The 13,377-nt window shown below is 53.8% G+C and carries 12 protein-coding genes; all 12 read right to left on the reverse strand.

All coding sequences use genetic code 11. From position 1 onward, the window contains the following. Nucleotides 1-52 precede the first annotated feature (52 nt). A complete protein-coding gene (locus EVJ29_RS07085; RefSeq protein WP_131504890.1) occupies nucleotides 53-1,084 on the reverse strand; it encodes a FecCD family ABC transporter permease in 1,032 nt (343 codons plus the stop codon). After that, nucleotides 1,081-2,100 carry a FecCD family ABC transporter permease gene (locus tag EVJ29_RS07090; protein ID WP_070328124.1) on the reverse strand — a complete coding sequence of 340 codons (1,020 nt, stop codon included), beginning with the start codon at nucleotides 2,098-2,100 and terminating at the stop codon, nucleotides 1,081-1,083. The genes EVJ29_RS07085 and EVJ29_RS07090 overlap by 4 nt, the downstream gene beginning before the upstream one ends. A 4-nt stretch (nucleotides 2,101-2,104) precedes the next feature. Beyond that, nucleotides 2,105-3,142, reverse strand: coding sequence for an ABC transporter substrate-binding protein (locus tag EVJ29_RS07095; RefSeq protein ID WP_201738995.1), 1,038 nt, complete (start codon nucleotides 3,140-3,142; stop codon nucleotides 2,105-2,107). 194 nt (nucleotides 3,143-3,336) lie between these two features. Next, nucleotides 3,337-4,281 carry a glycoside hydrolase family 43 protein gene (locus EVJ29_RS07100; protein WP_071398286.1) on the reverse strand — a complete coding sequence of 315 codons (945 nt, stop codon included), beginning with the start codon at nucleotides 4,279-4,281 and terminating at the stop codon, nucleotides 3,337-3,339. Next, nucleotides 4,278-5,225 carry a glycoside hydrolase family 43 protein gene (locus EVJ29_RS07105; protein ID WP_131504892.1) on the reverse strand — a complete coding sequence of 316 codons (948 nt, stop codon included), beginning with the start codon at nucleotides 5,223-5,225 and terminating at the stop codon, nucleotides 4,278-4,280. The genes EVJ29_RS07100 and EVJ29_RS07105 overlap by 4 nt, the downstream gene beginning before the upstream one ends. Further along, complete coding sequence (locus tag EVJ29_RS07110) at nucleotides 5,222-6,391, reverse strand: sn-glycerol-1-phosphate dehydrogenase (protein ID WP_131504893.1); 1,170 nt, start codon at nucleotides 6,389-6,391, stop codon at nucleotides 5,222-5,224. The genes EVJ29_RS07105 and EVJ29_RS07110 overlap by 4 nt, the downstream gene beginning before the upstream one ends. Beyond that, nucleotides 6,388-7,377 carry an aldose epimerase family protein gene (locus EVJ29_RS07115; RefSeq protein WP_131504894.1) on the reverse strand — a complete coding sequence of 330 codons (990 nt, stop codon included), beginning with the start codon at nucleotides 7,375-7,377 and terminating at the stop codon, nucleotides 6,388-6,390. The genes EVJ29_RS07110 and EVJ29_RS07115 overlap by 4 nt, the downstream gene beginning before the upstream one ends. Before the next feature lie 15 nt (nucleotides 7,378-7,392). Further along, entirely contained in the window at nucleotides 7,393-7,623 is a 231-nt protein-coding gene (locus EVJ29_RS07120; RefSeq protein ID WP_131504895.1) for a DUF6171 family protein, read from the reverse strand. A 10-nt stretch (nucleotides 7,624-7,633) separates the two neighbouring features. Continuing rightward, nucleotides 7,634-9,133: an alpha-N-arabinofuranosidase gene (locus tag EVJ29_RS07125; RefSeq protein WP_131504989.1), complete on the reverse strand. Its 1,500-nt coding sequence runs from the start codon at nucleotides 9,131-9,133 to the stop codon at nucleotides 7,634-7,636. Nucleotides 9,134-9,201: 68 nt separating this feature from the next. Then, nucleotides 9,202-10,689 carry an L-arabinose isomerase gene (gene araA / locus EVJ29_RS07130; RefSeq protein ID WP_131504896.1) on the reverse strand — a complete coding sequence of 496 codons (1,488 nt, stop codon included), beginning with the start codon at nucleotides 10,687-10,689 and terminating at the stop codon, nucleotides 9,202-9,204. Nucleotides 10,690-10,722: 33 nt separating this feature from the next. Beyond that, a complete protein-coding gene (gene araD / locus EVJ29_RS07135; RefSeq protein ID WP_071398291.1) occupies nucleotides 10,723-11,421 on the reverse strand; it encodes an L-ribulose-5-phosphate 4-epimerase in 699 nt (232 codons plus the stop codon). Continuing rightward, nucleotides 11,415-13,112: a ribulokinase gene (gene araB, locus EVJ29_RS07140; RefSeq protein WP_131504897.1), complete on the reverse strand. Its 1,698-nt coding sequence runs from the start codon at nucleotides 13,110-13,112 to the stop codon at nucleotides 11,415-11,417. The genes araD and araB overlap by 7 nt, the downstream gene beginning before the upstream one ends. Nucleotides 13,113-13,377: the final 265 nt, after the last annotated feature.

Consider the following 13,377-nt stretch of genomic DNA (forward strand, 5'->3'; position numbering starts at 1 on the left):
TTTCACCTAGACGAAACAGGAGCCGTGTCCCACCAGACACGGCTCCTGTCGTCTACAATTCCCCTCTCCGGTTCATCCGGATCAAGAGGTAAATCAAATACGGTGCCCCGACCATGCCGGTGATGACCCCGACCGGATAGCGGACGGTGAAAGCGAACTGTCCGATCAAATCGGCGGCGAGCACGAGGACGACGCCGACAAGTCCGGCCGGAATGATCGTCGAGCGTCCATCCCCGACGAGCCGTTTCGCGATCGGTCCGGCAAGGAAAGCGATGAAAGCGATCGGTCCGGTCGTTGCTGTCGCCAGCGCGAGCATGAGCACCGAGGCGATGATCAAGAGGATCCGGGTCTGGTTCGTCTTGATGCCGAGCGACGTCGCCGTCATCTCCCCGAGTTCTAAAATCTGCAGCTGCCGGCTGAGGCGGAGGATGACCGGGAGACAGAGGGCGACCGCGAGCATGAGCGGCGGCAACGTCTCCATCTTGACCCCGTTCAAACTGCCGCTCAGCCAACGCATCGCCGTCCCGACATCGTTTTGGCGACTAATGAGCAATAAGTAGTTGATGACCGCGGTCAGCATCGCTTGGATGCCGATCCCGACCAAGACGAGACGTCCGATCGAGAAAGCGGCGCCTTTTGATAAGACGTAGAGCACGATCACCGTCGCGAGTCCCCCGATGACCGAGATCACCGAGACGAACGTGTTGCTCGCCTGCAAGACGACGATGCCGAACACGGCGGCCGCACTCGATCCTGTCGTGATGCCGATGACGTTCGGGTTGGCGAGCGGGTTTCTGAGCATCGTCTGGAACACTGTCCCGGCGATGCCGAACGCGAGTCCTGAGAAGACGCCGGCGAGCATGCGTGGCAGACGGATCGTGCCGACGGCGAACGAGGCACCCGGTACTTGTTCCCCGAACAAGACACGGACGACGTCCGCAACCGGATAGATCGTATTACCGAGCATGAGCATCAATGCGCTCAAGGCGAGCGCGAGCACGAATAGCACGAGCGTCACGAACACCGTACGCTGCCGGCGCTTGCGACTATTGTGAATGATAGGTTGAACTGACTGTTTCATCATAGGCCACGCACCTTCACTTTCATCGTCAAGGCGATCAAAATCGGTGCCCCGACGAACGCGGTGACGATGCCGACTTCAAGTTCACCCGGACTGCCGAGCAAACGCCCGACCACGTCGGCGAACGTCAACAGGATGGCGCCCGATAAGGCTGACATCGGAATGATATACCGTTCATCCGGGCCGAGCACGAGACGGATCAAGTGCGGGGCCAACAGACCGATAAAGCCGATCGGACCGGCCAATGCCGTCGCTGCGCCACACAAGATGACGCCGGCGAACGAGGCGATGACTTTTAACGAACCGATCCGGACCCCGAGTCCCGTCGCCATCTCTTCGCCGAGCGCCATGATGTTGAGTGACGGGGCCGCGAAAATGGCGATAAAAATGCCGGCGATGAAGAACGGGAGAAACGTTACGATCGAGTCCATCGTCCCCGCCCCGACGCTGCCGACTTGCCAGAACCGGAACTGGTCCATGACGTTCGAGCGCGGGATCATGATTGCCATGACGAGCGAGGACAAGGCCGCACTCGTCGCCGCCCCGGCCAAGACGAGCTTGAGCGGGGTCGAGCCGCCCCGCCCGAGCGAGCCGATACCGAACACGAACGCGGCCGTCAAGAGCGCACCGACGAGGGCGAACCAGATGTAGTCGCCCGCAGTCGAGATGTTGAAGAACGCGATCCCGACGACGACGAACAGCGCCGCGCCCGTGTTCACCCCGAGAATGCTCGGGTCAGCGATCGGATTACGTGTCACCGACTGCATCAAAGCACCCGACACACCGAGCGCCGCGCCGCACATGAGACTGAACAGCGTCCGCACGACCCGTTGCCGGACAATGTCCGCTTCATACGACTGAACAGCCGGACGGAATAAACCGTCAAGCAGTTCATCCCATCCGACTGTCCGTGAGCCGAAAGCAAGTGAAGCGAGCATGCAGACGACGAGCAGGACGATCGACCCTACGAGCAGGAGCGGGAAATGTCTCGGCGTTTGCAACTTCTTCAGCGTATTCATATGATTACTCGACTTTCCCGATTGCTTCTGACACGAGCTTCAGGTAGTCGTCGATCGTGTATTCGATCGAGAGCGGTGACGGTGTCCCGGCAGCCGCGAGCGGCGTGTTGTCTTCGATCATGACGACCGAACCGCGCTCGATGGCCGGTACTTTGCTGTAAAGCGGGTCAGCTTGAAGTGCTTTCAACGTCTCTTCGTTGCCGTAAGCGACGAAGATGTCGACGTCGTTCAAGATGTCGGCGTTTTCCGAGCTGAGCTCGAGGTAGAAGCTGTTCTCGTCTTTAATTTGGTCCGTGATGTTTTTTGGGTACTCCATGCCGAGCTCTTCGATGAAGGCGCCACGCGGGTCACCCGTCGTGTAGATGTAGAACTTCGAAAGGTCGTCCGGGCTGAGCGCGATGAAGGCTGCTTTTTTGCCAGCCATGTCCGTTACTTCAGCCGCTTTGTCAGCGATGAGTTTCTCTGTGTCTTCGATCAACTGTTTGCCTTCTGCTTCCATGCCCATGGCGATCGAGTCGTAGAGGACCGTGTCCTGCCATGATGAGACCCAAGGCGTTTCTTGGTAAGCAACGACCGGTGCGATTTCGCTCAACGTGTCGTAGTCTTCTTGCGTGATGCCTGAGTAGGCAGCCAAGATGACGTCCGGCTGTGAGTCAGCTATCGCTTCGAAGTCGAGACCGTCTGTGTCTTGGTAAATGTTCGGGTTTTCTTCCCCAAGGTCTTTTAGCTTCTCAGCCGTCCATGGCAACATGCCGCTGCCGTCTTGGACACCGTAGTTCGCAGCCGAGAAACCGACTGGGACGACGTCAAGCGCAAGGGCGACGTCTTGGTTCGACCAAGCAATTGTTGCGACGCGTTCCGGTTTCTTGTCGATGACCGTCTCGCCTAACGCATGTTTAATCGTGATCGGATAGCCTTCTGCCGTTTCGGCAGACTCATCTGTCGTGGCCGCATCTTCATTGTTCGAGCCGCATCCTGCGAGCACGAGCACGAAAGCAGACATGATGATGAACATATGTAGCAATTTCTTGTAACTTTTCATGTTCGAATCCCCTTTTCCTATGACAATGCCTTTATAACGACATTGATAATCATTATCATTTATGAGTATAGGATGAACGGCTTGACGTTGTCAACGTGAAGTTTAAGGAATTCATAAGTTGTTCCATTGAAGAAACTAAAAAACCTGCTCTTCTCCATCTACAGAGAAGGCAGGCTCAAGTCAAAATCGTTCTTTTAGAGCGGTTTCCCAAACTCAGGGCGGCCTTCCTCATTCCATATAAACACTTGGGCCCGCGCATGACGATTCGGATCGTACAGTGGATCACCTTCGATCTCTGTATACGTCCGTGCATGGTAAACGATGACGTCTTCACCGTTCTCGTTCACCGTGAAGCTATTGTGTCCGGGCCCGAATTGATTGACTGCTTCATTCGTTTGGAACACCGGCCGAAACGCTTTCGACCATGACGCCGGGTTCAACACATCAGATTCGCTTGATGCACACAACATGCCCAAACAGTAATTCTCATCGGTCGCACTCGCAGAGTACGTGATAAAGATGTGGCCGTTCCGCTTCAATACTGCTGCTCCCTCATTGACGAGGAAACCACGAGTCTCCCAATCATACTCCGGCTTCGTCAGCATGACTTGCGGTAATTTGATGGTCCATGGATTTTCCAGTTCGGCGATATATAAATTTGAGTTCCCGTCGATGGCGGGATCTTTTTGCGCCCACACAAGATAATGTACGTCTTTATGTTCAAATACGGTCGCATCAAGGGCGAACGAATCCCATTCGGTCTGGACTTGACCTTTTTCGACCCATTCCCCGTCAAGCGGGTTCGCCGATTCGTTCTCTAACACGAACATGCGGTGGTCGAACAAACCATTGACGATGTCACGTGACTTCGCGGCAGCAAAGTATATATACCATTTACCGTGAATGTGATGTAGCTCAGGCGCCCAAATTAAGTCGCTCATCGGTCCCGTCTCATGCTTCACCCATGCGGTCACCGGCTCGGCCGTCTTAAGCGCTTGAAGTGATTTAGCCCGACGTAGCTCAATCAAGTCATATTCAGGCACTGACGCCGTGAAGTAGTAATAGCCATCGGTATGCAAATACACCCACGGGTCGGCCCGTTGTTCTAAAATCAAATGTCGATCTTCTACTTGCTTCATCGTACAGCCTCCTCGTCACGAATCGGTCGGCCGAACACTGGGCCGACTTCATCCCACATGAACGGTTGGACACGCGTATGTCGGTTCGGGTCCCATAGCGGGTCCCCTTCAATCTCTTTGTAGTTGCGGGCGTGATAGACGAGGATGTCCGTCCCGTCATCTAGCGTCGTAAAACTGTTGTGACCCGGTCCGTACTGGCTTGCCGTTTCATCGGTTCCGAAGACCGGTTCGGGATGTTTCGTCCAACTCCGAGCGTCCAATAGAGTACTCGTCTCCTCGGCGCGCAGTAGACCCATGCAGTAGTTGTGGTCCGTCGCACTCGCAGAGAACGTGATGTAAATGTGACCATTCCGCTTCAACACGGCGGGTCCTTCGTTCACAAGGAACCCGACCTTCTCCCAGTCATACTCCGGAGTCGCAATCATCGTCTGTGGACCCGTGAGCGTCCACGGGTTCTCCATCTCCGAGATGTAAAGGTTCGAGTTGCCGTCGATTGCCGGGTCTTTTTGCGCCCATACATAATAGAGACGTCCCTCGTGCTCGAACGTCGTCGCATCAAGGGAAAACGACTCGCACCATGTCCGGACTTGCCCTTTCTCGACCCATTCTCCTTCTAACGGATTCGATGAGCTATTCTCGAGCACGTACATCCGATGATCGAAAATGTCGTCTTCCCGCGCGGCCGCGAAATAAAGGTACCATTTCCCATGGATGTGATGTAGTTCCGGAGCCCAAATATTAGCGCTCATGATTCCTGTCTCATGCTTGTTCCAAACGACTCGTTCTTCCGCCTCTGTCAAGCCTGCGAGCGTTTTCGCTCGACGGAGCGGAATGCCAGTGAAGTCAGGCAATGAGGCCGTGAAATAATAATAGCCATCTGTATGGCGTGTGATCCATGGGTCCGCCCGTTGTTCAACTAATGGATTCGTGATCGTCTCTCTCATAAAGAACGCTCCCCTACCTCAGATTGTGTTCGGTTCAAGCTCATATGTTTCAATAACGTATGTCGTTCTCTCAAGCGGTATGCCTCTCTCCGACTGCTCGCTAACAGAAGTGAGGAGACCCCGATCTCTTCGGGTCGAAGCGGCGCCTGTAACGCGCGGAAGATGTGTTCGAGCTCTTCCCGTGTCGGCATCAGCTCGGCCCACGTCCGTAACGAGTCCGGTGTGTTGGGCCAGTCGAGCATCGTCGTTTTATACGTATCGATGAGCTCCATCGTGGCGATGGCGACTTTCGTTCCATGAAGGACCGCTGGACGATGGTTGGCGATAAAGTCCATCTCCCAATAATGGGACAAGTGATGTTCACCGCCGGAAGCTGGATGTGAATGGCCAAAAATCAACATGGCGATCCCCGACAACAGTAGGGACTCCATCAGTTGATCCAACCCGTCCGCGTCTCGTTCATAGATGGCAGGCAAGTTGTCCACACACGATTGTAACGCCTGTTCTGTCAGCGATGCGGCGACCGGACAAAACGGTTCACCACCGTCAAACGCTCCAAACCGCCAGTCCAACAAGGACGTGTACTTCCCAAGCATATCGCCGACCCCGGCTGCAATCAATGCATCGGGTGCCTTCCGAATCACCTGGTTCGGGACGAATACCGCAATCGGAGAAACGAGTTGGTACGTGATTTTTTTGCCTCTTACAATGAGCGGCGCCCCTTTTGACGTAAAACCATCCACTGATGGTGCGGTCGGCACCGAGATGAATGGCACTTTCGTTTTGGCCGCACAGAAACGGGTGACATCGTGAATCGTACCTGCTCCTAGCGCAATGAGCGCGTCGACGGTTGCCTCTTGGGCAAGCAACACTTGAACGACCGAGCGTTCATTCGCCAAGACGTCACCTTGCTCGTCCGCTTGGAGCGAAACGAGCGACACATCGACTCCGATTTTCATCAAGGCTTCTCGTAGCGGGAGAAACCCGACGCGCTCGGTATTGGCGTCGGCGACGACAAGGACACTTGTCCATCCTTTTTCTTGTACAAATGCGGCCAATTCGTCCCAGACGTAATCTGACGCGACCATCCGTTCAATCGTGATCGCGTGATGGGGATTCCCGCAGTCACAGGCTTGCACACGTTGGTTGATCTGTTCGAGGTTCATCGGCTGACTCCTGTCTCGACTCGGTACGTCGTTTGCCAGCGGTACGTGTCTCCCGCCTTCAAGCGAATCGACGGGAACGTCTCATGGTGCACCGCATCAGGGAGGTGTTGCGGTTCAAGACAGACGCCGTAGTAACGTCTCGACATCCCTTCACGCAATGAAGTCGTCTCGTTCATCTGATTCCCCGAATAGAGGACGATGGCAGGGACGGTCGTCGACAACGTCAACTCACGCTGTGACTCTCGGTCATACAATCTCGCTTCACGTCGATCAGTGAAAATAAACGGATGATCGTAGCCGTTGACCAATTCATTTTGCGGATGTGTCGAGGCGACACCATCAGACAAGGCGCGACCTGTCCGGAAGTCGAACGGTGTACCGTCCACTTCAAGCAAGCGTCCCGTCGGAATCAAATCATCACGCAGCTCAGCGAACGTGTCGGCGGACAACGTAAGCTCATGGTTCAAGATGTCCCGCTCGCCTCCGCTCAAGTTGAAATACGTATGGTTCGTCAAGTCGCACACCGTGTCTTCGTCAGATGTCGCTTCGTACATGATGGTGACACCACGGTCGACCAGTTCGAACGTGGCGCGGACATCGAGCGTGCCACCATACCCGTTCGCTCCGTCCGGACTGACGCAATGAAGCGTCACACGGTCGGACGTCCTCTGTTCGACCGTCCAGACGCGACGGTGTAAACCATCCCCGCCGTGCAGATGATGCATTCCATCATTCGCAGGTAAGCGATAGGTCGTGCCGTCAAGATCGAACGTGCTGTTGTCGATCCGTCCGGCAACTCGACCGATTGTCGCTCCTAAATAATACGTGTCCTTCATGTATTCCTCGACCGTGTCGTATGACAAGATGATGTTTTTCCAACCCTCGTCTTGAATCGAGAATTCTTGCAACGTCGCACCGTAAGTCAATATGTTCAAGCGACACGAGTCATTTTCGAGTACGATTGTTGACTCTGTTTGCTGCTTCATGACATCTACTCCTTTTTACCAAACGTTCAATGGGCAGTGCTTCGTCGCGAGTCTGGCCCGATATGAGACATAGCACCCACATTTTAAACAGGTGTCTTGTTGGTGGAACGGACAAGCCGCACAATGCGTGAGTCGTGCCTCATATTCGGCATCTGGGACTTGGTCCATGACTTCCGCATCGATGGTTAACAGCCAGTCCGTATCCGTTTCCTGAGGAAGACATGTCCGGCATCGTCGCGTCTCCACCACTGTCATCTCAGCGGACCGCGATCGTGATGACGCTCATCGCCGGGACGTCGAAAACGAGCTTCCCGTCTTCCGTGACAGTCACATCATGATTGCGTGGTGAGACGAGATCCGGCTGTTCGAACGTGTTATGGGCGTTCAAGTGGTCCGCCGTCAAGATTCGGGCCGACACGTCAGAGATGGCGCCGATGCCCCGTAAATCGATTTCGACCGTATCGCCTTGCTCATGGTCGAGTTGGCACAAGCTAATATGGAGCACCCCGTCCGCATTTCGCGAAGCAGTGGCGTTCACCGCCGGAATTGCTTCATCTTTGGCCACATAGTTACGTGTATGCGCGGCGAGTTCGACGCGCTCTGCGTCTTGGTGGACACTGTACATCTCGAACACATGATACGTCGGAGTGAGGACGAACTGGTCTCCTTCTGTCAAAATCATCGCCTGCAACACGTTGACCATTTGGGCGATGTTCGCCATATGGACGCGGTCGTTATGGTTATGGAAGATGTTGAAATGGATTGCAGCCACGAGTGCATCCCGAATCGAGTTTTGTTGATACAAGAAACCTGGGTTCGTCCCTGGCTCGACATCGAACCAAGTGCCCCACTCGTCTACGATCAACCCGACGCGTTTCTCCGGGTCATACTGGTCCATGATTTGGCCGTGCTTCGTGATCAACTCATCCATATGGAGAGCGCGCTTCAATGTGATGAACCATTCGTCCTCCGTGAAATCGAGGGCTGATCCTTTGCCCAACCAGAAGTCGCCGGGGATCGTGTAGTAATGGAGACTGAGTCCATCCATCATCGTCCCTGCTTCCCGCATGAGGACCTCTGTCCATTTATAGTCATCGATATTCGCTCCGCCAGCAATTTTATAGAGTTTGTTGCCGTCATAGTTGCGGACGTACGTCTGGTAGCGGCGATACAGATCCGCATAGTATTCCGGGCGCATGTTTCCGCCGCAACCCCAGTTCTCATTCCCGACGCCGAAGTAGGTGAGTTCCCACGGCTCAGTCCGACCGTTCTCTTGACGCCAGTTCGACATCGGTGACTCGCCGCCGAACGTCATGTATTCCACCCATTCCGACATTTCTTGGACCGTCCCACTTCCGACATTCCCGCAGATGTATGGCTCACACTCGAGCAGTTCACAGAGGCGCATGAATTCATGGGTGCCGAAATGATTGTTTTCGACGACCCCGCCCCAGTGCGTATTGACCATCCGTTTACGATTCTCGTTTGGACCGACTCCGTCCTTCCAGTGGTACTCGTCGGCAAAACAGCCACCCGGCCAGCGGAGAACGGGAATATTCAATTTTTTCAGGGCAGCGATCACGTCATTTCGAATGCCGTCGGTGTTTGGAATCGGGGAGTCAGGACCGACCCAGAGGCCTTCATAAATACAACGACCTAAATGTTCAGCAAAGTGCCCATAAATGTGCTTGCTGATTTTCCCTTTCGATAAGTCGGCATTGACGATGATCTGCGTCGTTCCTGTCGCCTTGTGCATCGGTTTAATGAGTTGGTTGTTCATTGTCTCTCCTCCATGAAGAAGGGCCATCAAAGTGGCCCTTTAGATTATGGTCGATAGTAAAGTTCGTTCCACCGTAGCTCGTTGTTGAACTGGACCGTCTCGGTCTTGGCGTCGATGACTGCGATTTCAACGTCGAGCAGTTCCGCAAAATCACGCAATTGATCGGTCGTCACTTCATAGGAGTAACATGTATGGTGCGCGCCGCCGGCTTGAATCCAGTTTTCGACCGCTTGCGCCATCGAAGGCTCTGTTTTCCAAAGAACGCGGGCGACCGGTAAGTTCGGCATCGCTTCTTCCGGCTGGATGCCTTCAACTGTATTGACGAGAAGACGGAAGCGATGTCCGAGATCGATGATACTCGCATTCAACGCCTTGCCGCTCTGTCCTTCAAAGACGATACGTGCCGGTGCTTCCCGGTCACCGATCCCGAGCGGATGGACTTCGATTCTTGGTTTATCGACAGCAATCGTCGGACAAATCTCAAGCATGTGGGCACCGAGCACCATTTCGTTACCCGGTTCAAAGTGGTACGTATAATCTTCCATGAACGACGTCCGCTCGTTGTTCGCCATAATTTTCATGAGACGGACCAACGCCGCCGTTTTCCAGTCGCCTTCTCCAGCAAAGCCATACCCTTGTTCCATCAAGCGTTGGACGGCAAGACCTGGCAACTGCTTCATGCCATGCAAGTCTTCAAACGTCGTCGTGAAGGCGGTATAGCCGCCTGCCTCGAGGAAGGCTTTCATCCCAAGCTCGATGCGACCTTGATAACGGACGGATGCGAGGAATTCATCTTCAGCCATCCCTTTATTCGCGAGCTCATAGCGAGACGCGTATTCATTCATTAACGCATCGAGGTCAGCGTCTGTCACGGCGTCCATATATGTGACGAGATCGCCGACCCCATACCCGTCAACCGTCCAGCCGAGGCGAATCTGCGCTTCGACTTTATCGCCTTCTGTCACAGCGACGTTACGCATGTTGTCACCAAAACGCGCCACTTTTAACGCCTTACTCTCCGACAACGCATGCGCGACTTTCATCCAATTCGCCATCTTGCCGCGTGTCGCCTCATCTTGCCAATGGCCGACGATCACTTTGCGTTTGACGTTCATGCGACTCGTGATAAAGCCGTGCTCCCGGTCGCCATGTGCCGATTGGTTCAAGTTCATGAAATCCATATCGATTTCATCCCACGGGATATCGCGATTGAACTGTGTCCCGAAATGGAGCAACGGTTTTTGCAGGACACGCATGCCACTGATCCACATTTTCGATGGCGAGAACGTGTGCATCCAAGTGATGACACCCGCACACGAGTCGTCCGCGTTCGCTTTTAACATCATCTGACGAATTTCTTCTGAATTTTTAACGACGCCTTTAAATACGACTCGATCCTTGAATGCGTCGTCCGCATCGAGACCGACCACCATGTCTTTTGAGTTTTGTTCAACTTGTCGGAGCACGTCTTCGCCGTAAAGCATTTGGCTTCCTGTCACGAACCAAAATTCGTATGTTTTCGCTGTCAACATTCAAAGTCCCCCTAATATCAAGGCGAGTGACGGTCATTTTTGGCCGTAGTATGCGTTCGCCCCGTGTTTTCGCAAATAATGTTTATCTAATACGCTCTGTTTAATCGGTGTCAGGCCTGGATTTAAATTCAAGGCATGAAGGCCCATCTTCGCGACTTCTTCGAGGACGACCGCGTTATGGACGGCTTCATCCGCGTCTTTGCCCCAGCAAAACGGTGCGTGGTTCGCCACGAGCACACCGGGTACGGCGACTGCTTCGAGCATTAACTCATCAAGCGTTTCCAAGATGACATGTCCCGTCTCGAGTTCATACGCCGTTTCGATTTCCTCGTCTGTCAATTCACGGGTGCATGGGATCTCGCCATAAAAGTAATCGGCATGTGTCGTTCCAAACGCCGGGATGGCCCGCTTCGCCTGTGCCCAACTTGTCGCCCATGGCGAATGTGTGTGCACGACACCACCGATCTCAGGGAGAGACCGGTAGAGCGCGAGATGGGTCGGTGTGTCTGATGAGGGACGCAGTTCACCTTCGACGATGTTACCTTCGAGATCGACGACGACCATATCCTCCACGGTCAATCGTTCGTACGGAACGCCGCTCGGTTTGATGACGACCAAGCCGGCGTTGCGGTCGATGCCACTGACGTTGCCCCAGGTGAACGTGACCAAACCGTGCTTCGGAAGAGCCAAGTTCGCTTGTAACACTTCTTCTTTCAAGCGACGGCTTACCATACAGGCTCCTCCTTCACACGTGAGGCTTCAGCTTTTATTTTTTTCAAACGTTTCATCACGTCATTCTCGCCGCGACCGAAGTAATCGTATAGTTTCGTGTATTCGGCGAACAAAGCGTCATACGTCGCGACGTTTTCCAAGATCGGCTTATACGTCTCTTCTTTGACGCGGCCCATCTTCGCTGCAGCTTCTTTGATCGTGGCATAACCTCCCCGCTCCACGCCGGCAGCTACTGCTCCGAACATGGCGGAGCCTAGAGCTGGTGTTTGTGAAGAGGCTGAGATTTTGATCTCCATGTTCAAGACGTCCGCATAAATTTGCATCATGAGTGCGTTCTTTTCGGCAATCCCACCTGCGGCATACACTTCATGCACGGGGACGCCGCTGTTGCGGAACGCTTCCACGATCGTCCGCGTCCCGTATGCTGTCGCTTCGATTAACGCCCGATAGATGTCTTCCGGCTTCGTGAGCAATGTCGCTCCGAGAAGGACACCCGTCAAATTCGTATCGACGAGCGTTGACCGGTTTCCGTTCCACCAGTCGAGAGCAACGAGTCCACTCTCACCGACACGTTGACGGGCTGCTTTCTCCGTCAACAGCTGATGGATACCGATACCTTTCAAGGCGGCCTCTTCCACGTAATGCCCTGGGACACATGTCTCGGTGAACCATTCAAAATGGTCCCCGACACACGATTGACCAGCTTCATAGCCCATCAAGCCTGGAATGACACCGTCTTCGACGACGCCGCACATGCCTGGGACGACTTGTTCATCTTCACCGAGCAGGATGTGGCACGTCGATGTGCCCATGACCATCAACATCTTGCCAGGTTCTGCAATCCCGACGGCCGGCACCGCCACGTGGGCGTCGACGTTCGCAACCGCGACGGCCGTGCCCGGAAGGAGTCCGATGCGCGCGGCAAACGCTTCTGTCAGTTCGCCTGCTTTGGCTCCAATCGGCGCGATGTCACGCGATAGTTTCTCTTCGACGACGTTCTCCAACCGAGGGTCAAGCGCTTTGAAGAACTCGTTTGACGGATAGCCGTCTTGTTTATGCCACATGGCTTTATATCCAGCTGTACAACTGTTTCGAACGACACGGCCCGTCATCTGAGAGACGACCCAATCCGTCGCTTCAAGAATCTGATCTGCTTCCTGATAAATCTCCGGGGCCTCGTTCAAGATTTGCCACACTTTCGGGATCATCCATTCCGATGAGATTTTACCGCCGTATCGTTTCAAGAAATCCTCGTCCCGCTCGGCCGCGATGCGGTTCAACTCATCCGCCTCGTCCTGAGCGGCGTGGTGCTTCCAAAGCTTCACGTAGCTGTGTGGATTCTGTTGATGTTCCTCACGGAAACAAAGTGGATTCAAATGTTCGTCTATCGGTAAGATCGTGCATGCGGTAAAGTCGATGCCGAGCCCTATGACTTGCTCCGGCGTGATCCCTGCCTCTTTCACGACGGCCGGGATGGTGATTTCCAGTACTTCTAAATAGTCTTGTGGATGTTGGAGCGCCCAATCATGCTCGAGACGGGTCGCCCCGTCCGGTAAATATTCATCCATCACGCCGTGTGTGTACGGTTTGACCGCTGTCGCCACTTCTCGACCTGTCGCTACGTCGACGAGGACCGCGCGTCCTGATTGCGTCCCATAGTCGACACCGATTGTATAATTGGTCATATTCATCACCCTACCTCCAAAAGAATACGCTTACATAAAGGATGAAAAAAATAAAGTGTGTGGGCACTCCTCTCCCTTTCATCCGTACAACTATTCAAATAACGTGCTTGATTCATACAGAAAACAAAAAGATACAATCAAGTTGTACGTATAACTTACACCTTGATTGTATCAACTATTTTAAATTAATCAACTGTTTTCAACATTTCATTCGAACATTTTTGTAATTTTTCTGAGCAATTTGTGACAAGCTACTTAAAATGAATCGACA

Source organism: Exiguobacterium sp. SH4S7, from assembly GCF_004336795.1.
In the GTDB taxonomy this organism is placed as follows: Bacteria; Bacillota; Bacilli; order Exiguobacteriales; family Exiguobacteriaceae; genus Exiguobacterium; species Exiguobacterium aurantiacum_A.